Annotated in this window: 22 protein-coding genes, 1 tRNA gene and 1 pseudogene; 10 read left to right on the top strand and 14 right to left on the bottom strand. The window is 72.7% G+C overall.

Features of this window, described 5'->3' with window-relative positions; translation table 11 throughout:
• Positions 1 to 82: 82 nt before the first annotated feature.
• Positions 83 to 367, top strand: a pseudogene (locus ABD224_RS22970) (SelB domain-containing protein); the annotation flags it as partial.
• A 47-nt stretch (positions 368 to 414) separates the two neighbouring features.
• Here ABD224_RS22970 and ABD224_RS22965 read toward each other — a convergent pair.
• Positions 415 to 507, bottom strand: a tRNA-Sec gene (locus ABD224_RS22965).
• A 172-nt stretch (positions 508 to 679) separates the two neighbouring features.
• Between ABD224_RS22965 and selD the strand changes: the two genes are divergently transcribed.
• Complete coding sequence (selD, locus tag ABD224_RS22960) at positions 680 to 1,702, top strand: selenide, water dikinase SelD (RefSeq protein ID WP_344052919.1); 1,023 nt, start codon at positions 680 to 682, stop codon at positions 1,700 to 1,702.
• A 260-nt stretch (positions 1,703 to 1,962) separates the two neighbouring features.
• Here the strand turns inward: selD and ABD224_RS22955 are convergent, their stop codons facing one another.
• The 11 genes from ABD224_RS22955 to ABD224_RS22905 form a co-directional block, all read right to left on the bottom strand.
• Positions 1,963 to 2,352, bottom strand: a complete 390-nt coding sequence (locus ABD224_RS22955; RefSeq protein ID WP_344052917.1) for a hypothetical protein — start codon at positions 2,350 to 2,352, stop codon at positions 1,963 to 1,965.
• An 87-nt stretch (positions 2,353 to 2,439) separates the two neighbouring features.
• Complete coding sequence (locus ABD224_RS22950) at positions 2,440 to 4,602, bottom strand: S9 family peptidase (RefSeq protein ID WP_344052915.1); 2,163 nt, start codon at positions 4,600 to 4,602, stop codon at positions 2,440 to 2,442.
• The gene (locus tag ABD224_RS22945) at positions 4,575 to 6,359 is read right to left on the bottom strand and encodes an N-acetylglutaminylglutamine amidotransferase (RefSeq protein WP_344052913.1); all 1,785 of its coding nucleotides are present in this window, start codon (positions 6,357 to 6,359) and stop codon (positions 4,575 to 4,577) included. The genes ABD224_RS22950 and ABD224_RS22945 overlap by 28 nt, the downstream gene beginning before the upstream one ends.
• A 255-nt stretch (positions 6,360 to 6,614) precedes the next feature.
• The gene (locus ABD224_RS22940; RefSeq protein WP_344052910.1) at positions 6,615 to 7,778 is read right to left on the bottom strand and encodes a carboxylate-amine ligase; all 1,164 of its coding nucleotides are present in this window, start codon (positions 7,776 to 7,778) and stop codon (positions 6,615 to 6,617) included.
• A gap of 30 nt (positions 7,779 to 7,808) precedes the next feature.
• A complete protein-coding gene (locus ABD224_RS22935; RefSeq protein ID WP_344052908.1) occupies positions 7,809 to 8,090 on the bottom strand; it encodes a hypothetical protein in 282 nt (93 codons plus the stop codon).
• 126 nt (positions 8,091 to 8,216) lie between these two features.
• Positions 8,217 to 8,690 (bottom strand): hypothetical protein, encoded by a 474-nt coding sequence (locus tag ABD224_RS22930; RefSeq protein WP_344052906.1) that lies wholly within the window; start codon positions 8,688 to 8,690, stop codon positions 8,217 to 8,219.
• Between the two features lie 40 nt (positions 8,691 to 8,730).
• Positions 8,731 to 8,925: a hypothetical protein gene (locus ABD224_RS22925; protein ID WP_344052904.1), complete on the bottom strand. Its 195-nt coding sequence runs from the start codon at positions 8,923 to 8,925 to the stop codon at positions 8,731 to 8,733.
• Positions 8,926 to 9,152: 227 nt separating this feature from the next.
• Positions 9,153 to 10,409 (bottom strand): cytochrome P450, encoded by a 1,257-nt coding sequence (locus tag ABD224_RS22920; RefSeq protein ID WP_344052903.1) that lies wholly within the window; start codon positions 10,407 to 10,409, stop codon positions 9,153 to 9,155.
• Positions 10,410 to 10,463: 54 nt separating this feature from the next.
• On the bottom strand, positions 10,464 to 11,858 hold the full coding sequence (locus ABD224_RS22915) for an NAD(P)/FAD-dependent oxidoreductase (protein WP_344052902.1): 1,395 nt from the start codon (positions 11,856 to 11,858) through the stop codon (positions 10,464 to 10,466).
• Positions 11,848 to 12,060 (bottom strand): ferredoxin, encoded by a 213-nt coding sequence (locus tag ABD224_RS22910; RefSeq protein ID WP_344052900.1) that lies wholly within the window; start codon positions 12,058 to 12,060, stop codon positions 11,848 to 11,850. The genes ABD224_RS22915 and ABD224_RS22910 overlap by 11 nt, the downstream gene beginning before the upstream one ends.
• A gap of 178 nt (positions 12,061 to 12,238) precedes the next feature.
• On the bottom strand, positions 12,239 to 13,906 hold the full coding sequence (locus ABD224_RS22905) for a multicopper oxidase family protein (protein ID WP_344052898.1): 1,668 nt from the start codon (positions 13,904 to 13,906) through the stop codon (positions 12,239 to 12,241).
• Positions 13,907 to 14,444: 538 nt separating this feature from the next.
• Here ABD224_RS22905 and ABD224_RS22900 point away from each other — a divergent pair.
• Positions 14,445 to 16,430, top strand: a complete 1,986-nt coding sequence (locus ABD224_RS22900; protein ID WP_344052896.1) for a DUF1996 domain-containing protein — start codon at positions 14,445 to 14,447, stop codon at positions 16,428 to 16,430.
• A 134-nt stretch (positions 16,431 to 16,564) separates the two neighbouring features.
• On the opposite strand, the gene ABD224_RS22895 is transcribed toward ABD224_RS22900, so the two are convergent.
• Positions 16,565 to 16,726, bottom strand: a complete 162-nt coding sequence (locus tag ABD224_RS22895; RefSeq protein WP_344052894.1) for a hypothetical protein — start codon at positions 16,724 to 16,726, stop codon at positions 16,565 to 16,567.
• A 546-nt stretch (positions 16,727 to 17,272) separates the two neighbouring features.
• On the opposite strand from ABD224_RS22895, the gene ABD224_RS22890 reads away from it, so the two are divergent.
• The 7 genes from ABD224_RS22890 (at position 17,273) to ABD224_RS22860 (ending at position 24,725) form a co-directional block, all read left to right on the top strand.
• Positions 17,273 to 17,494 (top strand): hypothetical protein, encoded by a 222-nt coding sequence (locus tag ABD224_RS22890; protein WP_344052892.1) that lies wholly within the window; start codon positions 17,273 to 17,275, stop codon positions 17,492 to 17,494.
• A gap of 302 nt (positions 17,495 to 17,796) precedes the next feature.
• The gene (locus ABD224_RS22885) at positions 17,797 to 19,005 is read left to right on the top strand and encodes an FAD-dependent oxidoreductase (protein ID WP_344052923.1); all 1,209 of its coding nucleotides are present in this window, start codon (positions 17,797 to 17,799) and stop codon (positions 19,003 to 19,005) included.
• Positions 19,006 to 19,450: 445 nt separating this feature from the next.
• Positions 19,451 to 20,053 carry a TetR/AcrR family transcriptional regulator gene (locus ABD224_RS22880; protein WP_344052890.1) on the top strand — a complete coding sequence of 201 codons (603 nt, stop codon included), beginning with the start codon at positions 19,451 to 19,453 and terminating at the stop codon, positions 20,051 to 20,053.
• Positions 20,054 to 20,057: 4 nt separating this feature from the next.
• Positions 20,058 to 21,290, top strand: a complete 1,233-nt coding sequence (locus ABD224_RS22875; protein WP_344052888.1) for a GDSL-type esterase/lipase family protein — start codon at positions 20,058 to 20,060, stop codon at positions 21,288 to 21,290.
• A 47-nt stretch (positions 21,291 to 21,337) separates the two neighbouring features.
• Entirely contained in the window at positions 21,338 to 24,028 is a 2,691-nt protein-coding gene (locus ABD224_RS22870; RefSeq protein ID WP_344052886.1) for a SpoIIE family protein phosphatase, read from the top strand.
• A gap of 209 nt (positions 24,029 to 24,237) precedes the next feature.
• Positions 24,238 to 24,360: a hypothetical protein gene (locus ABD224_RS22865; protein WP_344052884.1), complete on the top strand. Its 123-nt coding sequence runs from the start codon at positions 24,238 to 24,240 to the stop codon at positions 24,358 to 24,360.
• Positions 24,357 to 24,725, top strand: a complete 369-nt coding sequence (locus ABD224_RS22860) for a cytochrome C oxidase subunit I (protein ID WP_344052882.1) — start codon at positions 24,357 to 24,359, stop codon at positions 24,723 to 24,725. The genes ABD224_RS22865 and ABD224_RS22860 overlap by 4 nt, the downstream gene beginning before the upstream one ends.
• Positions 24,726 to 24,825: 100 nt before the next feature.
• Here ABD224_RS22860 and ABD224_RS22855 read toward each other — a convergent pair whose 3' ends face one another.
• A complete protein-coding gene (locus ABD224_RS22855) occupies positions 24,826 to 25,020 on the bottom strand; it encodes an antitoxin (RefSeq protein ID WP_344052880.1) in 195 nt (64 codons plus the stop codon).
• Positions 25,021 to 25,113: the final 93 nt, after the last annotated feature.

The following is a 25,113-nucleotide window of genomic DNA, read 5'->3' as shown; positions in this document are numbered from 1 at the left end:
GCGGCGCCGCGCCGGACGCCTGTACGGCCCCGCCGGCCCCGGCCCCACCCTGCCCCCGCCGGTCCGGGCGGCCGTCGACGCGGTGCGGCGCGAGCTGGAGCGGGCACCGTTCCGCGCACCGGAGGCGGACCGCCTCGCCCGGCTCGGGCTCGACCGCAGGGCCCTGGCCGCGGCCGTCTCCGCGGGCGCGCTGCTGCGCATCGGCGACGGAATCGTGCTGCTTCCGGGAGCGGACGTCCGGGCCGCCGAGGTGCTGCGCCGCCTGCCGCAGCCCTTCACCCTCAGCGAGGCGCGCAAGGCGCTGGGCACCACCCGCAGGGTCGCCGTGCCGCTGCTGGAGTTCCTCGACGCGCACGGCCACACCGAACGGGTGGACGACCGGTACAGACGCTGCCGGACGGACACCGCGGGAGACGGAGGCGGACGGGAATCGAACCCGCCTGCCCGAGATCCTCGGGCACCTCGGTTTTGAAGACCGGGAGGGCCACCAGGCACCCACACGCCTCCACCGCCCGACAGGCTATGCGCAAGGGCCCCGCACGGCACGCCGGCGGACACCGGCGCGCCGGAGCAGCCCGTACGACGGCACCCGTACGACGGCACCCGGCGCGCCGTACAGGACCGCGGAGCCGGACCACGGAACCATGACGGAAACCGACGTGAGAGCAGGAGACCCGGCATGACCGCCACCGCCGACACCCCCGTACGACTCACACAGTTCGCCCATGGCGGCGGCTGCGCCTGCAAGATCCCGCCGGGCGAGCTGGAGGACGTGCTCGGCGGGCTGTCGGCCGCGCTCCCGGCCGCCGGCGACACCCCGCTGCTGGTCGGGCCGGCCACGGGCGACGACGCGGCCGTCGTCACGCTGCCCGCGCAGAGCGGCGTCGCGCAGGCCGTGGTCGCCACCGCCGACTTCTTCACCCCGGTCGTCGACGACCCCTACGACTGGGGGCGCATCGCCGCCGCCAACGCGCTGTCGGACGTGTACGCGATGGGCGGCCGTCCCGTCGTGGCGGTCAACCTGCTGGCCTGGCCGCGTGACGTCCTGCCCCTCGACCTGGCCCGCGAGGTGCTGCGCGGCGGGCTGGAGGCCGCCGCCGAGGCCGGCTGCCACGTGGGCGGCGGGCACAGCGTCGACGACCCCGAACCCAAGTACGGCATGGCCGTCACCGGTCTCGCGGACCCGGCGCGGCTGCTGCGCAACGACACCGGGCGCCCCGGACTGCCCCTGACCCTGACCAAGCCCCTCGGCCTGGGGGTGCTGAACAACCGTCACAAGGCCACCGGCGAGCGGTTCGCCCAGGCCGTCGCCACCATGACGGCCCTCAACCGCGACGCCTCCGCCGCCGCCCTGGCCGCCGGTGCCGCCTGCGCCACCGATGTGACGGGCTTCGGCCTCCTCGGTCATCTGCACAAGCTGGCCCGCGCCTCGGGCGTGACGGCCGTGGTCGACACCGCCGCCGTGCCGTACCTGGACGGAGCCCGGGAGGCCGTGCGCGACGGCTACGTCAGCGGCGGCACCCGGCGCAACCTCCAGTGGGTGGCCCCGCACACCGACTTCGGCGGCACGGACGCCGACACCCGCCTCCTCCTGGCCGACGCCCAGACCTCCGGCGGTCTCCTCGTCGCCGGGGAGATCCCCGGTTATCCGGTGATCGGCGAACTCGTCCCCCAGGGGCCCCATTCGATCGTCCTGAGGTGACCGGCCGGCCGGCGAGGGCCGGCCCCCGTACGGGGGGAAGGACCCAGCTCCCCGTACGGGGGAGGAAAAGAGAAGCACGAGAGGAGGAAGCGAGGGAAGGGAGGGAGGAGAAGAAAGAGAAGGAAAAGAGAAGAAAAAAAGAAGGACGGGAGAGGGAAGCGAGGGCAAGGACGGCCGGCTCGCGGCAGGGGAGAGGCCCGTTCGGCGGGGGAGGCCCGTCCGGACGCCGCCCGTCCCCGGGCCGGTCCGCTGCGGGACGCTCACGGCTCGGGCCGCTGCCTCAGATGCGCGTTGTGCCAGGCGATGGCACGCCGGATCTGGGACTCCTGCAGGCCGGTGCGGCAGCCGAGCTGCCCCATGGTGAGGGACCGGGTGCCGCCGCTCAGGGCACGGCCGATCTTCGCGGCCCACAGCTCCTCCGGCACGAACGCGCGGCCCTCGTACTTCTTCCGGATCGCCTCGAGGTGCTCCTCGCAGCAGGCGACGACACGGCGCAGGCCGTCGGCCCAGTCGTCGGTGGGATGGACGGCGGAGGAGTCGGCGACACGACCGCGCACCGCCTCGTTCTCCGGGAAGACCGCACCGCACAGATCGCACAGCTCCGACGGCAGCGGCCGGGATGGCCGTGCCCGCTTCCTGCGTTTCCACATCGGGGGCTCCTGGGCGCGGTATGTGTCAGATCATAGGAGTAGCCGTGGAAGCCGGTGGCCAAACCCCGGTGCGGAAGGCGGTGACGGTCAGTCGGCCAGGTGGCGCTGGATCCAGTCGGCGGCGGTCCTGCGGAAGGTCCTGAGGCTGTCCGAGCGCCGGAAGTCGTGCCCCTCGTCGCGCAGGACGAGAAGCCTCGCCTCCACCCCGCGCTCCCGCGCGGCCCGTACGAACTGTTCGGACTCACTCGGCGGCACATTGCTGTCGTGCTCGCCGTGCACGGCCAGCACCGGGACGCGCAGCGCGTCGACACGGCTCATCGGCGACAGCTCGTGCAGCAGCTCGCGGTCGCGCTCCGGGTGTCCGTACTTGTAGGCGGCCGACCGGGCCAGCCACGGCTCGGTGCCGGCGAAGAACGTCGTGAAGTCCGATATGCCGCACACCGGGACGCCGGTGCGGAACAGATACGGATGCCACACGAGGGACGCCATCACCAGATAGCCGCCGTAGGAGTGGCCCATCACGGCCAGCCGGTGCGGGTCGGCCGGGCCCTCCAGAACGGCGTGGGAGGCGCAGTCGGCGACGTCGTCGATCGCCGCGAACCTCCCCCTGCCCAGATCCGCGTCGACGAAGGAGCGGCCGTACCCGGAGGAGCCGCGCACATCGGGGGCGAAGACGTCCAGTCCCCGGCCCAGCAGCTCGTGGTACAGCGGGTCGAACACCGGGCGCTCCTGCTCCTCCGGACCGCCGTGCAGATGCAGCACGCACGGTGCGGGCTCCGTGGGCGGGCGGCCCGGTGCCCGGTAGTACCAGCCGCCCAGGTCCAGCCCGTCCCGTGCGACCGGGCGCATCGGCACCGGCCGTACGGGAGGGTGGGATCCCGGGGCGACGTCCTCGTCGCGGGAGGACCACGCGGTGCGCAGGGCGGTGCCCTGGGGCAGCCACCACACACCGGGCCGGCGCAGCGATCCGGACAGCGCCACGACGGGGGCGTCCGGGTCGGGGGTGACGGCCACCTTGGTGACGACCTCGTGGGGAAGCGGTACGGCGCGGGGCGGCCCGGCGTTGCCGGGCGCGGTCGGCGCGGCGACCTCCAGCTCGCTGACACCGCGGACGTTCCAGGACAGCACGGCGCTGCGGCCGTCGCGGTCCAGGGCCAGCAGCTCCAGGCCGCTGTCGTCGCGTCCGGCGGCCACCGTCAGGCTCAGCCGGCGGCCCTGCCGGTCGAGGGCGACCGCGTACAGGGCGGCGTGTTCCCGGGCGTGGTCGCTGCGCAGCCACAGGGTGCGGGCGTCCGGCGTGAACGCGCCGATCCAGGGGTCCCCGTCGGCGACCGGCACCTCGCAGGTCACCCGCAGATCGCGTGTACGGACGACGAGCGCCTCGCGCCGGCCGCGCGGCCCCCGGCGCAGCAGCACCAGCCGTCCGTCCCGGCTCACGTCGCACACCCGCAGGGAGGCGGCGTCGCGTTCGCTGGCCAGCAGGACGGGGGCGGCCGAGCCGTCGGGGGCGACGAGGTACGCCGACAGGGTCCTGGGCAGGGGTTCGGCGGCCACGGCCGGGTCCCCGGCGGCGGCCGGCGGGTGCGGCGGCGCGGTCAGCAGGGCCGTGCGGCCGTCGTGCACGGCCCGGCCCCGGGGAGTTCCGGCGACCGTCACCGCGAGCGCCGAACCGTCGTGCGTCCAGCAGCCCAGGTGGGCGGAGCCCCCCGGCTCGCCGCCCGCCAGGATTCTCCGTTCCGTGCCGTCGGGGCGTACGCACAGCACGCGTGTGTGCTCGCCGCCGCCCGGAGCGGTGGTGTACGCGATCCACTGCCCGTCGGGCGACCAGGCCACCTCGACGACCGGATGCGGGTCGGCGTCCAGCAGGTGCACGTCGTCGCCGTCGACCGGTCCCGTCCACAGCTGGGGGACACCGGTCCGGTCGCACACGAAGGCTACGTGCCGTCCGTCGGGATCCACCGACGGGTACCAGCACCCGTGCGAGACCAGCAGCGGCGGCAGCGCGTCCACGGGGACGGCCGCGTCCGGCAGGAGCACGGGCTCGGGCGAGGGCTGCGCCTCGACGGGCCACACCCCACCGGGCAGCTCGGTGGCGACCGCACGCACACAGGGGTGCACAAAAGGGTCCGCACCCTCTGCCCGGGCTGTTCCCGCCCCGTCCGCCGCGGCCCGGTCCTGCGGACCGCCGGCCCGGTCCGGGGGCGGCGGCAGAAAGGTGCCGGTCACCGGATCCCGTGGGTCTGCAGCCATATCTCCAGCAAGGCGACCTGCCACAGCGCGTTGGCTCCGCGCCGGGTGCGGTGGGTGTCGGGAGCGGCGAGGAGTTCCTCGACGCAGGCACGGCGGAAGACGCCGCGGGTTCTCGCCTCGGGGGCGGAGAGGGCCTCGCGGACCCGTTGCAGCACCGGCCCGGCCATGTGCTTGATCGCCGGGACGGGGAAGTAGCCCTTGGGCCGGTCGACGACCTCCCGCGGCAGGATCCTGCGGCCCGCGGCCTTCAGCACGCCCTTGCCGCCGTCCGCGAGCTTGAGTCCGGGCGGGCAGGCGGCGGCCAGTTCGACCAGCTCGTGGTCGAGGAACGGCACCCGGGCCTCCAGCCCCCAGTCCATCGTCATGTTGTCGACCCGCTTGACCGGGTCGTCGACCATCATCACGTGCGTGTCCAGCCGCAGCTCCGCGTCGAGCGCGGTCTCGGCGCCCGGGGCGTCCATGTGGGCGCGCACATAGTCGCCGGAGACGTCGCGCGCGGGCAGCACGGCGGGCTCCAGCATGCGCGCGAGGTCGGCGTGCGACCGGTCGAAGTAGGTCTCGGCGTACGCCTCGGCCGCCCGCCGGCGCGGCACCCGTGCCATCGCCGGATACCAGTGGTAGCCGGCGAAGACCTCGTCGGCGCCCTGGCCGCTCTGCACGACCTTGACCTCCTTGGCCACCTGCTCGGACAGCAGGTGGAAGGCCACCACGTCATGGCTGACCATGGGCTCGCTCATGGCCAGCACGGCCCCGTCGAGGGCCTGCGAGATCCGGTCGGAGGGGACCATCAGCTGGTGGTGGTCCGTGCCGAAGTGACGTGCCACCAGGTCGGAGTAGAAGAACTCGTCGCCCTCCTCGTCGGCCTCGGACTCGAAGCCGACGCTGAAGGTGGCCAGGTCCTCCTGCCCCTCCTCGGCCAGCAGCGCCACGATGAGGCTGGAGTCCAGGCCGCCCGACAGCAGCACGCCCACCGGCACGTCGGCGACCGTCCGGCGGCGTACGGCGGTGCGCAGGGCCTGCAGGATCGCGTCCGTCCAGTCCTGGGCGGTCAGACCGGCGTGCTCCGGGCGGCGGGTGTAGCGGGGCTGCCAGTAGCAGTGGTCGCGGCAGGTGCCGTCGGCCTCGACGACCCGGACCGTGGCCGGCGGCAGTTTGCGTACGCCGCCCAGCACGGTGCGGGGCGCGGGCACGGTGGCGTGCCAGCTGAGGTACTGGTGCAGCGCCACGGGGTCGAGCGAGGTGTCCACGCCGCCGCCTGCCAGCAGCGCGGGCAGCGAGGAGGCGAACCTCAGCCGGCCGGGGGACCCGGCGAGATACAGGGGCTTGATGCCCAGCCGGTCGCGGATCAGGACCGTCCGCCCGCTGTCCTGCTCGACGATCACGACGGCGAACATGCCGTGGAAGCGCTCGACGCAGGACGCGCCCCACTCCTGGTACGCCTTCAGCACCACCTCGGTGTCGGAGTCCGAGAAGAACCGGTGCCCGCGGGCCGTCAGATCGGCCCGCAGGGCCCGGTAGTTGTAGATGCACCCGTTGAACACGCCCACAAGACGCGCCCGCGGATCGGCCATCGGCTGCGCCCCGCTGTCCGACAGGTCGATGATCTTCAGCCGGCGGTGTCCGAGAGCGACGGGGCCCTGCGACCACAGCCCGCGTCCGTCGGGTCCGCGGGGGGCGAGCCGGTCGGTCATGCGCTCGACCCCGGCCAGATCCGGCCTGCTGCCGTCGAAGCGGATCTCGCCGCTGAGCCCGCACATCAGACGGCCCTCCCTTCCACGGCGGCGCCGGAGCCCGTCCGGGGCCTCGCGCCCGCGTCACGGCGCCCGTCCTGCGGACGGACGACGGGGCGTTTTGGACAGGCCCCGGGAACGGCCGGGCGGTCGGAGGCGGTGGGGGAAGCGGGGGCGTGGGACATGGCGGAAATGCCTCTCCTCGAACGGTTGTGCGGCCCTGGGGGCGACGGGCGGTGCGGCGGGCCGGGCGGGCGGACACCGGGCGGCGGGCGCCGCCCGTCAGGTTCCGGCCCCGTCGGCGACCGGCCTGGGGCGGTGGGCACGGGGGGGTCCGGCCGGCGCGGCCGGGCGCGGGGCGGGCACGCCGCGGGTCTCGGCGACCAGCAGGTCGACGCCGGCGAGCAGGTCCTCGGCCTGGGCCGCCCGCCGCAGCCGGTGCGCGGCGCTGCCGTCGGCCAGGGCCCGGGCGAGCAGTTCCTGCACCGTCTCCCAGTCGCCGGACGCCTCCAGCGCCGGGCGCAGCCGGGCCGCCATGCCGTGCAGCACCACCCGGGCGGGGGCGGCCCGCCGGGTGACCGGATCGATCAGCGGGCCTTCGAGGCCGGAGCGGGCGGCCCGCCAGGTGGCGGCCCGCAGCCACGCGTGGCGGCCGTCGCACCAGGGGCCGTTCCCCCGGGCCAGCCGGTCGCACGCGTCCCGCACCAGGGCCCGGAAGAGTCCCGCGACCAGCACGACCGTCTCCACGCGCGGGCAGGCGTCGCAGATCCGCAGCTCCAGCGTGCGCTGGTGCGCACAGGGCCGTACGTCGTGGTAGATCATGCCGCTGTCGCTGATGACGCCCATGCGGATCAGCTCCTCCAGCGCGGCGTCGTAGGCGGCGGCGTCCGGGTAGTGGCCGGCCGGCCCGGCGGTGGGCCAGCGCTGCCACAGCATCGTGCGCCAGCTCGCGTAGCCGGTGTCCGCACCGAGCCAGAAGGGCGAGCTGGCGGACAGCGCCAGCAGCGGCGGCAGCCACGGCGAGACCAGGCACATGGCGCGCACGGCGGTGTCCCGGTCGGGTACGTCGACATGCACCTGCGCACTGCAGATGAGCTGCTCGTCGGCGACCCTGCGGTACTCGTCGGCCATGTGCCGGTAGCGGCGGCCCGCGGTGACCTGGCCGGGGGTCACCCGGGCCAGCGGCACGGTGCCGGCGGCCACCGACACCAGGCCCAGTGAGGAGGCCGCCGCGTCCAGCCTGCGCCGGGAGGCGGCCAGGTCCGCGTGGAGGGCGTCGAGGGTGTCGTGCACCCCGCTGTTGCTCTCCACGACCGACGGCTGCAACTCGGCCGTGAACCCGGGTCCCTCCAGCCGGCCCAGTACGGCGCGGGCGCGCGGCACCAGCCGGCCGCTCTCCACGTCCAGCACGTGGAACTCTTCCTCTGCCCCGATGCGCAAGGTCACGGTCTTCCTCTGCTCTCGCGATCCGTCCGCTCAGCGCAGGGCCCGGTGCACCGAGGCGGTGGCAAGGCCGTACACCGGATGCGGTACGACGTCTGACGCCCACGGCTTCCGGCCCCGCGAGGCGGGACCGGTCACCCCCAGGGCGGTGGCCGGGACGTCACTGCCTGTCATGGCAGCGGTGCCGGGCACCGGTCCGGCCACCCGGTCCGGCACCCCGCTGGAGCCGCGCAGCGGCATGTCCCCGCAGGCGGCCGGGTCCGCCGCGGGCGTGTCCGCGGCACCGGCCGGCAGGCCCTGGGTCACTGGGCGCATACGGAGCACTTCCTCGGGGACGAGCCGGAACGGGTCCTCCGAGTCCCCCGTGACACCGCCGTGAAACAAGTGAGCGGGAGCGAGGACGTCCTCAGCGGACGTCCTCGGCGCCGGAGGGGACGGGGCTCAGCCCCAGAGGGGATAGGTCGTCGTCCGCTGGTAGCCGTCCGGCCGCGCGGCCGGGAAGACCAGGCTCAGCCGGGTGAAGTGCTGCGTGCCGGGACGCTTCTTCCAGGGCTCCGGGCGGTCGAGCCGCACGATCACCGGGTACGAGTGGAACGTGCCGGCCGCGCAGTACGGCTTGCAGTCGTTGACGGAGTTGACCCCCCTGGCCACCGCGGACTCGCCGTTCCACTGCGACCAGCGCAGGGAGGACAGACGGCTGTTGCCGTCACCGCAGGCGAGGATGAAGGTGTCGGGGCGGGTCCGGGGCTCGAAGGAACAGTCCACGAGCACCGGCTTGTCGTCCGGCTGCCCCGTGGGATGCGCCGGACGCGTGTGCGCGGGGGAGGCCGATGCGGTGACCGCCGTGCTCATGCTCGCGGCGAGCAGGCCCGCGGCGCAGAGCGTGACCGCTGTCCTCACTGACTGTCCGCCCATGTTCACTCCCGGCCGACGGCGTCGTGACTCATGCACGACGCTACGGCTGGGGCGGGCGGCGCACCACTCGTGCGGAGGAGCCGTCGCCGGGACCCCGCTGGCACGCCTCGCACAGGTCGTGCCTGCCGTCGCGGGTGACGACGGTTCCCCAGCCCAGGCAGTGGTCGCAGGTGCGGGCCAGATTCAGGTCGGGACGAGGAGGCGGGGTGGGGCTGGAGGAGGCTCCATGCGCCATAAGAGGGTGCGGCTCCTTGCAATCGCTGGACAAACATATGCCATTTTGTCCGATTTTAGGAAAATGTCTAGCCTGGGGAGAACATTCAGAGGATTCCGCGGCCGACGTCCTTGTGCGGGGCGCCGGGGAGACACGTCCCCTCGGGGCGATGGGAGGCGCATCCCCCGACAGGGAGGCACACCCCTGGAAACGCACTCCTGGAGATGCGGAAGCGCACCTGCGCACCTCTAGAGACGCACCGCCTCGCTCGGACGTACCGCGTCGACGGCGATGCGCAGATGGCGCGGGCCGCGCAGCACCGCGTTCCGCCGGTAGGGCGGCGGATCCTCCACCAGGCGGGGGTTGTCCAGACGGCGAGCCAGCTCGGCCAGCGCGAACTGGGCCTCCAGACGGGCCAGCGGTGCGCCGAAGCAGATGTGGATGCCGCTGCCGAAGCCGAGGTGCCCGAGGTCCTCGCGGTCGGGGTCGAACCGGTCGGGGTCCCGGAAGCGCTCCGGGTCCCGGTTGCCGGCGGCGAGGACCAGCCAGATCCTCGAGCCCTTGGGGATCGTGATCCCGCGCAGCTCGATGTCGGCGACACAGGTGCGCTGCGGCAGCAGCTGCACCGGGGGCTCGTAGCGCAGCAGCTCCTCCACGATCCGGACGGACAGCGCGGGATCCTCGCGCAGCCGGTGCAGGAACTCCGGGTGGCGCAGCAGGGTGAGCATGCCGTTGGCGATCAGGTTGACCGTCGTTTCGTGCCCCGCGATCAGCAGCAGCACCGCCGTGCTGAGCACCTCCATCGTCGACATGGCCCCGTCCGGGCCGTGGTCGGCGATCAGGTCGGACAGCATGTCGTCGCGGGGCTCCCTGGCGCGCTGCTCGACCAGCTCGGCCAGATACATGCCCAGCTGCATCCGCGCCTCCTGCGCGGTGCGCAGGAACCCGGAGTCGCCGCTCTGCCGCATGTCCGGGTCGAGGGCGGCGACGATCCGGTCCACCCAGCCGCGGAAGCGCGACTCGTCCTCGCGCGGCACCCCGAGCAGCCGGCAGATGACCGTCACCGGGAAGGGATAGGCGAACTGGTCGACGACGTCGATCTGCCGGGCGTCGCCGAGGCCGTCGATGAGCCCGGTGACGATCCGGGCGAGCTCCCCGCGCAGGGAGTCGATCCGGTGCGGCCGGTGCGGCGGACCGAAGGATCTGTTGGCGATCCGCCGCAGCCGGTCGTGCTCGGGCGGGTCCAGCCGGATGAAGCTCGGCGGCAGCCCCGTGACCTCGGGCTCCGACAGCTCGTCGTCGTCCGGGGCGGTGAGATGGGCGGCGTCGGAGCTGACCCGAGGGTCGTGGAGCAGCCCCAGGATGTCGTAGTACGAGCTGACGGCGTACGGACCGCCTTCCTCCTCCTGCAGCACGGGGGTCCTGCGGAGCTCCTCGTACAGCGGATAGGGATGGGCACGGCTCGCGTGGTCGGTGATACGGCGCAGGAGCGGAGCTTGCGTCATGACGGGTCCTCGGGATGGTCCGGGCGGAGAGGGCCGGGCAGGGCGTGTGGCCGGTCAGTGGCGGGCCGGGGTGAAGACCAGCTGCCGGTCGGCCGGGGAGTAACCGCTGAGCGTCACGGTCGGACCGTGGGTCGGCAGCGACGGGTCGGGGAAGTCGGCCGGCATCGGCGTGCGGCCCTCGGGCCGGCGGTCCACCGTCCGGTACTCCACCGGGAACGGCGCGCCCGTCTCGATCTGCCGCTGGTAGAACTCCAGCCACCGCGAGTTGTCGAAGCTCACGGCCGCGATCACCCGGCCCTGGTGGCCGTACACCCCGACGAACCGCCGCTCGGCGAGCGACCCCTGAGTGATCATGATCTCCTCGCCCATGGTCGGCACGCCGACCGACTTGATGTTCACACCGAACTGCGAGGACCAGAACGCGGGCATCCACAGGTGCGGGCGCCGGTCGGTACCGGCGCTGATCATGTTGTGCGCGGCCACCTCGGCCTGCGCGACCGCGTTGCCCCAGTGCTCCAGGGAGAGGAACTGATAGCCGAACAGCGGATGCGGACAGCGGGCGACGTCGCCGGCGACGAAGATGTCGTCGGTGACGATGCCCCGGAAGTCGAAGGCCCGGCAGCCCGCGTCGCAGGCGATGCCGCGCGGCCCGGCGCCCAGCCCGGAGCCCGCCAGCCAGTCGGTGTTGCGGATCGCGCCCAGCGAGACCACCACGACGTCCGTCTCGACGACGGAGCCGTCGGACAGATGGGCGGCCCGCACCCGCCCCGTCGCATCTCCCTCCAGGCCGGTGACCGTGACCCCGGTGCGCAGGTCCACCCCGTTGTCGCGGTGCAGATCCGCGGCCACCGCGCCGATCACCCCGCCCAGCGCGCCCACCAGCGGCCCGTCCGCGCGTTCGGCCACGGTGACCGCGAGGCCCCGGGCCCGGCAGGCGGAGGCGATCTCCGACCCGGTGAAACCGGCACCGATGACGAACACCCGGTGCGGCGAGGCCGCCAGCCGCCGGTGCAGCCGTACGGCGTCGTCCCGGGTGCGCAGCACGAACACCCCGTCCAGCTGGGCCTCGTCCTCCTTCGGCCAGGGCCGGGCGCGTACACCGGTCGCGATCAGCAGCCGGTCGTAGGGCACCTCCTCGCCGTCGGCCAGCCGCACCCGCTTGGCCGCCATGTCCAGTCCGGTCGCCGCGACCCCGAGCCGCCAGGTCGCGTCGATCTCCCGGAGCCGGGGCAGCCCGGTGTGCTCGGGGGAGGCCTTGCCGAGCAGCACCGCCTTGGACAGCGGCGGACGGTCGTACGGCTCGTAGGGCTCGTCCCCGATCAGGGTGAGCGATCCGGCGAACCCCCCGGCGCGCAGCGCCTCGGCGGCCCTGAGTCCCGCCAGCGAGGCGCCCACGATCACGATCCGCCCCTCGCGCCGGAGCCACTCGTGGAACTCCTCACCCGGCATCGGGCGCCTCCCGCAGCCCCTCCACCGCGATCGCGCCCACCGGGCAGGCCGCGACGGCGCGCGCCACCTTCTCCCGCTGCTCCGTGCCCACCCGCGGGTTGTAGACGAGCGACTCCTCGCCGTGCATGGTGAACACGTCCGGCGCGAGGAACGCGCACTGCGCGTATCCCTGGCACTTGTTGAGGTCGACGACAAGCCTCATCGGTGATCGGCCCTCCCAGCGGCCAGGTCCTCGGAATCACCCGTTCGGCGGGCACCCTCGGACGGCGGTCGTCCGACCCCAGCTTCGGGGCCCCGTACCGTCCCCGCGCGCCGGAACCCTCCGAAGGAGTGACGGCGCCCGCCGGCGCGGCGGACGCCCGCGGGCGGCGGCACCCGTGTCAATTCTTGAGGTAGCCGAGGATGGTCATCATGCCGGACTCGGAGTGGTACTGGTTGTGGCAGTGGAGCATCCACAGACCCGGGTTGTCGGCGTAGAAGTCGAACACCAGCTTGCGGTGCGGCAGCACGATCGCGGTGTCCTTGCGGGTGCCGGTGTCGCCGAAACCCATCAGCGCGAAGGTGTGGCCGTGCAGGTGGATGGGATGCCACATGTCGGTGGCGTTGATCAGGGTGAGCCGGACCCGTTCGCCCTGGCGGACGGGATGGCGCTGCTCGACCGAGTAGGGCCGGTGGTCGAACGCCCAGTTGTACTGCTTCATGTTGCCGGTCAACTTGATCCGGATGTGCCGGTCCGGCTCGCGGTCGGAGTAGGCCACCGAGTCGTCGGGGGCCATGCGCCGGGCCGGCACGACCCGCCTGTCCAGCTCGTCGGGGTGGACGGAGGGCGGCGGAAGGCCCCTGCTCCGGTCGGTCCTCAGCACGGCCAGCGCGCGGGCGTTCTTGCCCTCGGCCAGCGCGACCAGCGGGAACACCCCGTCCTTGGCGGTGACGAGGACGTCGTAGCGCTCGGACATGCCCAGCAGCAGCGCGTCCGTCGTACGGTGCTTGACCGGATAGCCGTCCGTGTGCGTCACCGTCAGCTCGTGGCCGCCGAGGGCCACCCGGAAGGGGGTGTCGCCGCCGGCGTTGATGATCCGCAGCCGGATGCGGTCGCCCGGCCGGGCCCGGAAGACCGACGGGGCGTGGGGGAGACGGCCGTTGACCAGGTAGTAGGGGTAGGCGACATTGCCGCCCATGCCGTCCAGCAGCGTGCTGTGGGAGTGCCGCAGGATCCGGGAGGGGCCACGGGCGGGCGTGTCGTGGTGGGCGTGCCCCGAGGGTCCCCCGCCCATGTCCATGCGGGGGGCCTTGCCCTTGTGCAGCTGCAGGAGTACGCCGTCCGGGGTGGAGCCGGCCACGCCGTCCAGCCAGTCGTCCAGGACCACCACCCATTCCCTGTCGTACGACAGGGGCTCCTTGGGGTCCTCCACGATCAGCGGCGCGTACAGGCCGCGGTCCAGCTGCATGCCCTCGTGCGAGTGCAGCAGATACGTGCCCGGGTGGGACACGGCGAAGCGGTACCTGAAATCCGCGCCGGGTTCGATGGGCGCCTGGGTCAGCCAGGGCACGCCGTCCATGTCGCAGCGCAGCCGCGCCCCGTGGGTGTGCAGTGTCGTGCCGACGGGCAGATGGTTGACGAGCGTCAGATCGAGGATGTCGCCCGCGGTGACCCGGACCTCCTTGCCGGGCACATCATGGCCGTACGTCCAGGTTCTGACGGTCTTTCCGCCCAGGTCGACCGAGGTCTCGGCGGCCGTGAACCTGAAGGTGCGCACCGGTCCGGACCCGCGCTCCCTCTCAACGGCCAGGACCTCGGGGTCGGACGGGTTCACATACCCCTCGGGCCCCTTGGGAACGAAGCCACGACCGCCTTCCGCGGGCCCGGAGTTCCGTCCGGGACCTGAGTTCCGTTCGGGCCCGGAGTTCCGTGCGGGCTCCGAGCTTCGCGCGGACCCCGTGCGCGGGCCGGACTCCGAGGAGCCGGACCCGGAACAACCGGACAGGAGTCCCGCACCGGCAGCCGCGATCGAGGCACTGAGCAGGGTGCGCCGCGTATATGTGTTCATGAGTGAATAACACACGCTTTATGACGGTATGTGGGAGAAGCGCGACGGCGCGTCAGCCGATCCCGGCAACCGAAGTCCGAAAACGGGGCCGCAGGGTGGTCCGCCACCCGGGTGAACCCCTCCCGATACGCCTCGGGCCCGTGCGGCGGCACGCCGGATCCGTGCCCGTGGACTATGCTCGGCCCGAGCGAGCCGCCGGAACTCCCGGGACTCGGCCGTGCGTTGGTCGTCCAAGGAAAGACGCCCCGCTTCCTGCGGGGAGATGCAGGTGCAAGGCCTGCCCAACGCTCGTGGACACGCCCCGCCTCCCCCCGGATGCGGGGCTTTCGTCTTGTCGCTCCGGCCGTCCCCGCTCCGTGTGACATCCGTGTGACATGAGATGTCCATGAAGTTTTTTGGGGTCGTTGAACACTCCCGCGCTCGACTCCGTATGAGGCACGGGGGATTCCCATGCCCGTCCACAACGCGTAGGAGAACTTCGGTGAGACGCAACACGCGCAGACGACCCAAAGGTCCGAGGCGCGCCACGCTTGGAGCGATGGCGCTCATCCTGGGCGGAGGCGGGCTGATGGCGGCCAACGTGTATGCCTCCGCCACCGAAGGCGTCCTCGGCGGACAGTCCGAGTCGGGTTCCGCTCAGACCTGGGCGGCGGCAGGCGCCACGATCAACTGCCCGGACGTGAGCACCCGGATCACCGAGGTGCCGGACGAGGCCAGGGCAGAGGTCGACAAGCAACTCGCGGTACTGGACCAGCAGATCGCCAAGGCGTACCAGCAGGTGCAGAGCGCGGTCCAGGACGGCCGGATGGACGCCGCCACCGTCAACAGCAAGATCATGAAACCGCTCCAGGAGGAGCGGGCCGGCACGATCGGGCGTATCGCGGACGCGATCGACCGTGCCGGGGACCGTCCGGAGGGACTCGACGACCTCGCGGCCTGCACCCTGCGGGACGCCGGCAATCAGAACGGCGGCAATCAGAACGGGGGCGAGCAGTCCGGCGGGGACCAGGGTGGCCAGGACCAGGGGCAGAACGACCAGGGGCAGAACGGCCAGGACCAGGGTCAGCAAGGAGACGGGCAGCAGGGCGGCAACGGTGGACAGGCCGGCAACGGCCCCGTCGTCGCGGACTACGCGGACATCACCACCGTGCAGCCCAATGTGACGAAGCCCCGTGAGGGGGAGAACGCCTCCCGCGGCACCTTCAGCACCGATTGCGGAGTCAACGAGAACGGCCTGTTCAACTCCGACAACGTGATCGTCGCCCCCGGTGTCGCCAACGGCGCCCACCACTTCCACGACTACGTCGGCAACCAGGCCAACACCGCCTTCGCCAGCGACGAGGACCTGGCCCAGGCCGAGACGACCTGCCAGGACCAGCGCGACAAGTCCAGCTACTTCTGGCCCGTGCTGCGCCTGCAGGACGGCACCCAGGAGCGGGACGCCAACTCGCCCGGCGGCGGGCTCGAGGGCAACGTGGGCAGGATCGTGACGCCGAAGGAGGTCACGCTGACCTTCGAGGGCAACCCGCGCAGCAAGGTGACGGCCATGCCGCGCTTCCTGCGCATCATCACCGGTGACGCCAAGTCGTTCGTCAACGGCCCAGCCAACGCCAACGCCTCCTGGTCCTGCACCGGGTTCGAGGACCGGCAGCTGAAGGACAAGTACCCGCTGTGCCCGCAGGGCAGCGACGTGGTGCGCACCTTCAAGTTCCAGAGCTGCTGGGACGGCCGGAACACCGACAGCGCCAACCACCGCACGCATGTGGCGTTCGCCGACGCCGAGGGCAACTGCCCGGAGGGCTTCCGGGCCATCCCGCAGCTGGTGCAGCGCATCGTCTACGACGTCGACGCCCCGAGCCTGGAGGACGGCGGCAAGACCACTCCGCTGTTCGCCGTGGACTCCTTCCCCGAGCAGCTGCACAAGCCGATCACGGACCACAGCGACTTCATCAACGTCTTCGACGACGAGCTGATGCGTGAGGTGGTCGACTGCATCAACAGCGGCAAGCAGTGCGGTGCCGGCGCCGGCCAGGGCGGCGAGCCCGGTGAGCAGCCGCAGGAGCCGCAGGACGAGCCGACCCAGACCACCGAGCCGTCGACCGGCGGCAACGACGGCGCGGGTGCCGGCAAGGACGGCAAGGGCAACGGCGACAACGGCAACAAGGGCAACGGCGACAAGGACAACGGCCAGAACGGCAAGGCGGGCGGCGAGCAGCCGGCCGAGGAGCCGGCGAACGGCGGGGCGTCCACCGCTCCCGGTGCCGTGGAGCCCAAGGCCGACACCTCCCGTCCGGCCGTCCAGGACACCGCGGACGCCGCGCCCGCGGGCGGCGAGGCGGGCACGCCCACCCAGACGCCGAACCCCGGCAACAGCGACCTGCTCGCGGGCGCGCAGACCGAGCCCCAGGCCGTCAGGGGCGGTCTCGCCTCGACCGGAGCCCAGCTGTGGCCGGCTGCCGCCGGAGCGGTGCTGGTGATCGTGGGCTTCGTCCTGCTCCGCCGGATCAGGCGCAGCGCCGCGTGACGCTCCACCGGCCGTGAGGAGGGCGCTCCACCGGCCGTGAGACAAAGGGGCGGCGGCAGGACCGGAAAACCGGTTTTCCGGTCCTGCCGCCGCCCTTTCGTCATCCACTGGGCATCTCGTCATCCACTGGGCGTCTACTGGGCGCGGCTGAGACCCCTGCGGGCGTTGTTGTAGATGCGCAGAAGGTGCTTGGCCACGGCGCACTGGGCGCCGTGGGCATGGCACTGGCGGCAGGTGCGCCTGTGTTCCTCGTAGTCGAAACGTGCTTGCTGCAGAGCATCATCCGAAGACGACATGAGGGATCCTTCGCAGAGAGGTGTCTGACAGCGAGGTGGGCCCTACTCGTCAGTAGGAAGCACCTGCGTCAAAGTTGAGCATGTTACTGCCGGTAGCGAAAAACGGCGTCCGGCAACGCTCTGCGACGAGATCGGGCGGTTCATGGCGCGATACGGCATGCCGTCCCCGGTTTCGTGTGATGCGTTAGACACCCACGCGAAAGGCGCGCCCGGCGGAAACCCGGTGGGAAGGGTGAGAAACCGGTGGCAAGGGGCGAGGGCGCGCGGGCCCGCGGTCCCGGCCGGACGGGCCGGCGCGGCCCGGAGACCGTGAGGACCGTCACGGAGCGGTCCGGAGTGCGATGGGGCCCGGTGGGCAAGCGCAGTGCCGCCCGTATCACCCGTATCGCCCGGCACAACGGCACGAAGCGGTGACACCGGGCCCGGCGGCCGGGTCCGTTCCCCGGCGGACTTTTCACCTGAATGGCCGTTCGTAACGACGTACGAATGGCCCCTCCGGGGTCTCCTGGAGCGAGAGAGGCGTCCATCGAGGGAGTGGAGCCGATCATGTACGAGATGTGTGCAGGAGCCGAGAAGCCCGGAGGGACACTGGTCTGGCACGTCATGGCCAAACGGACGACCACCACCTTGTGCGGCCAGACCCTCAGTCAGCACGTCGACGGCGCGAGCGCACAGCGGGCTGGGCACTGCTCCACCTGCATGGCCCTGTTCGGGAAGCTGATGACCGCACCCCCCGCGGTCGGCTCCCCGGCCGCCACGGACCACTGACCGGAACCCGACCGCCGACTCCCGCCGCTCCGCCCGGACGGCGGGAGTCCGCATGAGAACAGCCCGACCGTTTTTCGGCAACGTGCCCCAATGCCGCATTCCGGCACCCGCCCATGGGTAACACTGAGCGGCGGAAGGGGGAGGTGCGCGACGGTGCTTGCCGGCGCGCCCGTCCGGAGTGTCACGCCGGCCATGGGGAGGGGCGGCGGGGACCGATGGGGGGATGCATGACGCAGTCGTTTCCGGGGCAGCGGCCTGCCTCCGGAGGAGCGCCGGCGGGGAGCCGGACGCTTCCGTTCGTGGTGATCGGCGCCGGGCCGTACGGGCTGTCGGTCGCCGCGCATCTGCGGGACGCGGGAGTTCCGGTGCGTGTGTTCGGGGAGGTCATGGGCAGCTGGCGGCACGCCATGGCGACCGGGATGTTCCTGAAGTCGACGCCCGACGCCGTCGACCTGTCCGCGCCGGAGCCCGGCGGGCGGCTGGCGGACTTCCTGCGGATGCACGGCGAGCCGGAGCTGACCGAGCTGACGCCGATCCCGTGCGAGGTGTTCGTCCGCTACGGGCAGTGGTTCCAGAAACGGTACGTCGGCGAGGTGGAGCCGGTACGGGTGGTGTCCGTCCGGCCGCACCCGTCCGGCCCGGGGTTCACCGTACGGCTGGACGACGGCCGGGAACTCACGGCCAAAGCCGTGGTCGTGGCCACCGGTCTGAACGGACTGGCTCACATCCCCGAGGAGCTGCGGCGGCTCGCACCCACGGGTCCGGGCGTCAAAGCCCCGGTGTCCCACACCAGCCAGCACACCGACCTGTCCCGGTACGCCGGCCGGCGCATCGCCGTGATCGGCGGCGGTCAGTCCGCACTGGAGAGCGCCGCGCTGCTGCACGAGGCCGGCGCCCGGACGCAGGTGCTGGTCCGGGAGAAGAGCGTGCTGTGGGGGACGGTGCCGGAACCGGCCCGGTCCTGGGCACGGCGGATCTGCAGGCCCCGCTCGCCCCTGGGCACCGGCTGGATCCTGGCCGCGGTCTGCCGGGCGCCCGGCGGAGTGCGGCTTCTGCCCCCGGCGGCCCGGCTGCTGCTGTTCCGGCGCGCGCTGCGGCCCTCCGGCGGATGGTGGCTGCGGGACCGGGTCGAGGGCGTCGTACCGGTGCGCACATCACGCCGCGTCGTACGGGCCGAGACGTCCGGCGACGCCGTACGGCTGACCGTTGCCAGGCCGGGCGGCCGCACGGAGGTCCTCGAGGTCGACCATGTGCTGGCCGCCACCGGATACCGGCTCGACCTGGACGCGCTCCCCTTCCTGTCCCCGGAGGTACGGCGTGCGCTGCGGCAGGTGCCCGGCTCGAGGGCCCCGCACCTGAGTGCGGGGTTCGAGTCCTCGGTGCCCGGCCTGTACTTCGTCGGCTCGCTCGCCGCCCCGATGTTCGGGCCGATGATGCGCTTCGTCGCCGGCACCGAGTACGCCGCGGCCCGCCTCGCCCGGGACGCGGCGCGCCGTGCGGTCACGCCTTGACCCCGCCGTGCGCGGGGCCGGGCCGCAGCGGGTGAGGAACCCGTCGGCCCGGCTGGAACCGGGTCCCTCGCGGCCGGAGCGGGCGCTCCGTCCACGAGGGTGCTGCCCTGCGTCCGGTCGCCGCCGGCGCGGGAGACGCCGGGGACGCATGAGCGGGAACCGCCCCGGCCACCGGCATCCGGTCGTCCGGTCCGGCCGCGGCGTTCCGGCGCCCTTTGCCGTTCTCGTGCGTCATTCCCCGTGCGATGCGCGACGCGCCGTGCAGCGGTCTGGAACAGCCGCGCGTCCGGTTCCGGGAAGCGGCTCGGCCGGACCGGACGACCGGATGCCGGTCCGGACCGGACGGACATCCCCGTCGGGCTATACGGAGATGGCATTTGCCTAAAGTCATTAGGCAGGTGTTGAATGCTTCAAGGCAGATGAAGGACGCACGGAAGGAGGCGGTGTGGCGCGCGTGGGGCTGACCACCGAACGCCTGGTCAGGGCCGGAGCGGAGCTGGCCGACGAGGTCGGCTTCGACCAGGTGACCCTCTCGGCGCTCGCCCGGCGGTTCGACGTCAAGGTCGCGAGCCTGTACTCGCATCTGAAGAGCTCGCAGGACCTCAGGACCAGGATCGCCCTGCTCGCCCTGGAGGAACTCGCCGACCGGGCCGCCGACGCGCTGGCCGGACGGGCCGGCAGGGACGCCCTGATCGCCTTCGCAGGTGTCTACCGCGACTACGCCCGTGAACATCCCGGCCGCTACGCCGCGGCGCGGCTCCGGCTCGACCCCGAGACGGCGGCCACGAGCGCCGGGGGCAGGCATGCGCAGATGATGCGCGCGATCCTGCGCGGCTACGACCTGACCGAACCGGACCAGACGCACGCCGTCCGCCTGCTGGGCAGCGTCTTCCACGGCTTCGTCAGCCTCGAGCTGGCCGGAGGCTTCAGCCACAGCGCCCCCGACTCGCAGGAGACCTGGGTGTGGATCCTCGACCGCCTCGACGCGATGCTGCGCGACTGGCCCCGGCTCGCGCCCCATGACCCCGCACCCCCGTCGACCTTTTGAGGACATGAACACCGAGCGCGACTGGATCACCACCCCCCTCACCGCCGACCTCCTGCGCGGCGCCCTCGACCTGGAACGCACCGCGCACGGCCTCCTGCCGCACCGGCTGCCCGCCCGGGCCCGCGCCCAGTGCGCCGACCCGCAGCTCGCCATGGCGGAGTCCCAGCCCTCCGGCGTACGGCTGGTCCTGCGCACCCGGGCCACCGCCGTGGAACTGGACACCCTGCCCACCAAGCGGCGCTACGCCGGCGCCCCGCCCCGCCCGGACGGCGTGTACGACCTGATCATCGACGGGCGTCCGGCCGGCCGGGGCAGTGTGACGGGCGGCAACACCCTGACCGTCGACATGGTCACCGGCACCGCCGAGCACCGGCCCGGCCCGGTGGGCACCCTCCGTTTCACCGGTCTGCCCGGCACCCTCAAGGACGTCGAGATCTGGCTTCCGCACAACGAGACCACCGAACTCGTCGCGCTGCGCACCGATGCCCCCGTCGAGCCCGTACCGGACCGGGGCCGCAGGGTGTGGCTCCACCACGGCAGCTCGATCAGCCACGGCTCCGACGCGGCGAGCCCGGCCACCACCTGGCCGGCTCTCGCCGCCTCCCTGGCCGGCGTGGACCTGATCAACCTGGGGCTGAGCGGCAGCGCCCTGCTCGACCCGTTCACCGCCCGCGCTCTGCGCGACACCCCCGCCGATCTGATCAGCATCAAGATCGGCATCAACCTGGTCAACACCGATCTGATGCGCCTGCGCGCCTTCGCGCCCGCGGTCCACGGCTTCCTGGACATCATCCGGGAGGGCCGCCCCACCACGCCTCTCCTGGTCGTCTCGCCCCTGTACTGTCCCCTCCACGAGGACACCCCCGGCCCCAGCGTGCCGGACCTCGCCGCCCTGGGCGCCGGGCGGCTGCGGTTCCGGGCCGCGGGCGACCCCGCGGAACGGGCGGCCGGCAAACTGGCCCTCGCCGTCATCCGGGAGGAGCTGGCCCGGATCGTCCGGCAGCGCGCGGCCGAGGACCCCCATCTGCACTATCTCGACGGCCGTGATCTCTACGGCGAGGCCGACCACGCCGAGCTGCCGCTGCCGGACGGCCTGCACCCGGACGCCGAGACCCACCGCCGCATCGGCGAACGCTTCGCCGCCCGGGCCTTCGCCGCCGAGGGTCCTTTCGGTGCCGCACAGCCCTCGAGCCACTGCCGCACGACCTGCGGAAACGACCTCGCGACGATCGAGTAGATGTCCGAGTCGTGACTATTCATGGGGGTTGATGCTACAAAGGCCAAATGGTTGAAGCTTCCACCCGCCTGCGGCGCATACCCTGGCGCTCGCTGGCGGGAAAGAGTCCGCGAAGCGTTGCCGGACAGGTGTTCGTGCTGCAGGTGGCGCTGGTGGTGCTGCTGGTGGCCTCCGCGGTCATCGCCCTGGTGCTGCAGTCGCAGCGGGACACCAGGGCCGAGGCCGAGCGCCGGTCCCTCGCCGTCGCCCAGACCTTCGCGCACTCACCGGGCGTCCTGGACGCGCTGCGGACCCCCTCCCCGTCGAAGGTGCTCCAGCCGCTCACCGAGGCGGGACGCACAGCGGCGGGGATCGACTTCATCGTCGTCATGGACACCAAGGGCATCCGGTACACCCATCCGCTGCCCGACCGCATCGGCCATCGCTTCGTCGGGACCATCGGGCCGCCGCTCGCCGGCAAGACCTACATCGAAAGCGTCCACGGGCCGCTCGGCCAGGAAGTCCAGGCCACCGTTCCCGTCCGGAACGAGGGCGGACGTGTGGTCGCCCTGGTCTCCGCCGGGATGAAGGTCAAGAACGTGACCAGCCTGGTGAAGCGGCAGATCCCGATCATCCTGATCGGCGGAGCGGCGGCCCTCGGCGTGGCCACCGGGGTGACGGCGCTGGTCGGCAGGCGGCTGCGACGGCAGACCCGCAGTCTCGCACCGGACGAGATGCGCCGGATGTACGAGCACCACGAAGCGGTGCTGCACTCCGTGCGCGAAGGCGTGCTCATCGTCGACGACGACGGACGGCTGCTGCTGGTCAACGACGAGGCCAGGCGGCTGCTGGACCTGCCGCCGGACGCCGAGGGCAAGCTGGTGACGCAGCTGCCGGGACTGGAAGCGGACATGGTCGAGCTGCTCACCTCCGGGCGGGAGGCCTCCGACGAGGTGCACCTCGCCGGAGCCCGGCTGCTGGCGGTCAACCAGCGGCCCACGGACCGCGACGGAGGCCCCAAGGGCACCGTGGTGACGCTGCGCGACTCCACCGAGCTGCAGGCCCTCTCCGGCCGGGCCGAGACCGCCAGGGAACGGCTTGAACTGCTCTACGACGCCGGACTGGGCATTGGCACCACCCTCGACGTGACCCGTACCGCCGACGAGCTCGCCCGGGTCGTCGTCCCCCGCTTCGCCGACTTCGTCTCCGTGGACCTCGCCGACGGCGTCCTGCGCGGAGAGGAGCCGGCCACCACGGCGACCGGCATGCGCCGCGTCGCCGTACGCGGCATCCAGGAGGACTCGCCCCTGTACGAGGAGGGCCGGCTGATCGACTTCCTGCCCTCCACGCCCCAGGCACGCGGCTACGACACCGGCCATCTGGAGCTGGTGACGGACCTGTCCGCCGAGCAGGGCTGGCACGCGCAGGACCCCAAGCGCGCCGCGGCGATCGTGGACTACGGCATCCACTCGCTCATCGCGGCCCCGATCCAGGCCCGCGGAGTCGTGCTGGGCATGGTCAACTTCTGGCGCTCCAAGGAGCGCGGCTCCTTCGACGAGGAGGAGCTGTCCCTGGCCGAGGAACTGGTCGCCCGGGCCGCGGTCAGCATCGACAACGCCCGCCGGTACGCCCGCGAGCACGCACTGGCGGTCACTCTCCAGCGCAGTCTGCTGCCACGGGCCCTGCCCGAGCAGAACGCCCTGGAGGTCGGCTACCGCTATCTGCCCGCCCAGTCGGGCGTCAGCGGCGACTGGTTCGACGTGATCCCGCTGCCGGGCGGCCGGGTGGCGCTCGTCGTCGGCGACGTGGTGGGACACGGACTGCACGCCGCCGCCACGATGGGCCGGCTGCGGACCGCGGTGCACAACTTCTCCACGCTCGACGTGCCGCCCGACGAACTGCTGAGCCACCTGGACGACCTGGCCGGCAGAATCGACCAGGACGAGCCCTGCACGGACGCCGCCGCGGCCGTCGTCGGGGCCACGTGTCTGTACGCGATCTACGACCCCGTGACCCGCCGCTGCGCCATGGCACGCGCGGGTCATCTGGCGCCCGCCCTGGTCGCCCCCGACGGCAGCGTCACCTTCCCCGACCTGCCGCCCGGGCCGCCCCTGGGCCTGGGCGGCATGCCCTTCAGGACGGCCGAGTTCGAACTCGCCGAGGGCACCCAGATCGTCCTCTACACCGACGGCCTGATCGAGGACCGCAGGCGCGACCTGGACGTCGGCATGGACCTGCTGCGCCAGGCCCTCGCCGGCCACCCCGACCGGCCGCCGGAGCAGAGCTGCCAGGCCGTCCTGGACGCACTGCTGCCGTCGCGGCCCAAGGACGACGTCGCCCTGCTCATCGCCCGCACCCACGCGCTGCCGCCCGACCGGGTCGCCGACTGGGACGTACCGCCCGATCCGGCCGCCGTCGCCGGGATACGCCTCGCCGCCGCCGGCAAGCTCGAGGAGTGGGGCCTGACCGAGCTCGGCTTCAGCATGGAACTCGTCCTGAGCGAGCTCGTCACCAACGCCATCCGCCACGGCTGCGAGCCGATCCACGTCCGTCTGATCCACGACCGCACCCTGATCTGCGAGGTCTCCGACGGCACCAGCACCTCACCGCATCTGCGCTATGCCGCCACCACCGAGGAGGGCGGCCGGGGCCTGTTCCTGGTCTCCCAGATGACCGAACGCTGGGGCACCCGCTATTCGCCCCAGGGCAAGGTCATCTGGGCGGAACTCTCCCTCCCGGGGGCCGGCTCCCCCTGCTGACGGGGGCAGCCGGCGTCCGCCGGCCGCACGAGCCCGTGCACCGCGAGACGTGGGCCGATCGGGTGCAATGGGCCGGATGTTGCTCCGCCGGGGCGACGACAGCCGTGGGTGCGGCGGCACGAGACGGAAGGATGCTCCCGGGCCGCGCGGGACGCCGCGCGGACCCGTCGCGTATCCGTCTTCCGGGAGAAAGCGTGTGCACGGGCCGCATGACCGACTTGATCATCACCTTCCCGGTGCGGCACCGGCCGGGCGCGGAGGGCATGCCGCGCCGGTGCGCCGGCCCTCCCGTGGCCGACGGCGCCACGGCACTCGGCGAGGTCCTTCCATGACGGGCACGGCCGACCAGCCCGACGGCAGACCGCTCAGGCCCGCCGAGATGATCAACCAGGTGGAGGGCTATCTGCTGTGGCAGGCGCGTGTCGCCGAGGCCGAGCAGCGGGCCCGTGCCTTCACCGAGCCGATGCAGTGGCTGACCAGCGCGCAGCGCGAGGAGATCGAGAAGCACTACGTCCGCGACTGCCTGCTGCGGGCGCGGGGGGACCTGCAACGGGTCGCCGACCGGTGCCGGGCGCTGCGCGACGAGTACGAGGAGCGTTACCGTCAGTTGCGGGCACGGTGCCTGGCGTTCGTGCTGGCCGCCCTGGCCGTCCTGGCCGCGGCATGGGTGCTCGCCCTCGCCGTCGCCCGGACCTGAGCGGGACTGCCCCCACCACGGTGGCACATGCGAATCGGCTTGGGCCGTCCCCCGGGGGACGGCCCAAGCCGATTCGCAGGCGGTCGCTTCCCCGCGGGGATCAGCGCGGCGGCTGGTCCTGGCCGGGGTCCTGCCCGCCGAGTTGCTCCCTGAGTTTGTCCTGGGCGGTGTCGACCTGCTTCCTGTGCTTGCCCTGGGTCCGTTCGTCGACGTAGTCACCGGCCTTGTCGACGCCCTTGCCGGCCTGTTCCTCGTGCCCTTTCAGCAGGCCCCTGAGCCTGTCCATCATGCTCATCGCATACTCCTTCGCGCCGTCGTTCCCTCCCAGAATGGCCGACCCCTGTGGGGACTGCATCCGCAGCAGCCGGGAGGAAAAAAGGGGCGGAAG

Source organism: Streptomyces thermoalcalitolerans (assembly GCF_039525155.1).
Taxonomy (GTDB): Bacteria; Actinomycetota; Actinomycetes; order Streptomycetales; family Streptomycetaceae; genus Streptomyces; species Streptomyces thermovulgaris.
Note: the sequence above shows the minus strand (reverse complement) of the source record. Positions and strands in the feature narration are given on the sequence as shown.

Bases quoted from the DNA above. Each gene is read 5' to 3' on its own strand.
- selD (WP_344052919.1), top strand. From the start codon at position 680: ATGACCGCCACCGCCGACACCCCCGTACGACTCACACAGTTCGCCCAT.
- ABD224_RS22955 (WP_344052917.1), bottom strand. From the start codon at position 2,352: ATGTGGAAACGCAGGAAGCGGGCACGGCCATCCCGGCCGCTGCCGTCG.
- ABD224_RS22950 (WP_344052915.1), bottom strand. From the start codon at position 4,602: ATGGCTGCAGACCCACGGGATCCGGTGACCGGCACCTTTCTGCCGCCG.
- ABD224_RS22945 (WP_344052913.1), bottom strand. From the start codon at position 6,359: ATGTGCGGGCTCAGCGGCGAGATCCGCTTCGACGGCAGCAGGCCGGAT.
- ABD224_RS22935 (WP_344052908.1), bottom strand. From the start codon at position 8,090: ATGCGCCCAGTGACCCAGGGCCTGCCGGCCGGTGCCGCGGACACGCCC.
- ABD224_RS22930 (WP_344052906.1), bottom strand. From the start codon at position 8,690: ATGGGCGGACAGTCAGTGAGGACAGCGGTCACGCTCTGCGCCGCGGGC.
- ABD224_RS22925 (WP_344052904.1), bottom strand. From the start codon at position 8,925: ATGGCGCATGGAGCCTCCTCCAGCCCCACCCCGCCTCCTCGTCCCGAC.
- ABD224_RS22920 (WP_344052903.1), bottom strand. From the start codon at position 10,409: ATGACGCAAGCTCCGCTCCTGCGCCGTATCACCGACCACGCGAGCCGT.
- ABD224_RS22915 (WP_344052902.1), bottom strand. From the start codon at position 11,858: ATGCCGGGTGAGGAGTTCCACGAGTGGCTCCGGCGCGAGGGGCGGATC.
- ABD224_RS22910 (WP_344052900.1), bottom strand. From the start codon at position 12,060: ATGAGGCTTGTCGTCGACCTCAACAAGTGCCAGGGATACGCGCAGTGC.
- ABD224_RS22905 (WP_344052898.1), bottom strand. From the start codon at position 13,906: ATGAACACATATACGCGGCGCACCCTGCTCAGTGCCTCGATCGCGGCT.
- ABD224_RS22900 (WP_344052896.1), top strand. From the start codon at position 14,445: ATGGCGCTCATCCTGGGCGGAGGCGGGCTGATGGCGGCCAACGTGTAT.
- ABD224_RS22895 (WP_344052894.1), bottom strand. From the start codon at position 16,726: ATGTCGTCTTCGGATGATGCTCTGCAGCAAGCACGTTTCGACTACGAG.
- ABD224_RS22890 (WP_344052892.1), top strand. From the start codon at position 17,273: ATGTACGAGATGTGTGCAGGAGCCGAGAAGCCCGGAGGGACACTGGTC.
- ABD224_RS22875 (WP_344052888.1), top strand. From the start codon at position 20,058: ATGAACACCGAGCGCGACTGGATCACCACCCCCCTCACCGCCGACCTC.
- ABD224_RS22870 (WP_344052886.1), top strand. From the start codon at position 21,338: ATGGTTGAAGCTTCCACCCGCCTGCGGCGCATACCCTGGCGCTCGCTG.
- ABD224_RS22865 (WP_344052884.1), top strand. From the start codon at position 24,238: ATGACCGACTTGATCATCACCTTCCCGGTGCGGCACCGGCCGGGCGCG.
- ABD224_RS22860 (WP_344052882.1), top strand. From the start codon at position 24,357: ATGACGGGCACGGCCGACCAGCCCGACGGCAGACCGCTCAGGCCCGCC.
- ABD224_RS22855 (WP_344052880.1), bottom strand. From the start codon at position 25,020: ATGAGCATGATGGACAGGCTCAGGGGCCTGCTGAAAGGGCACGAGGAA.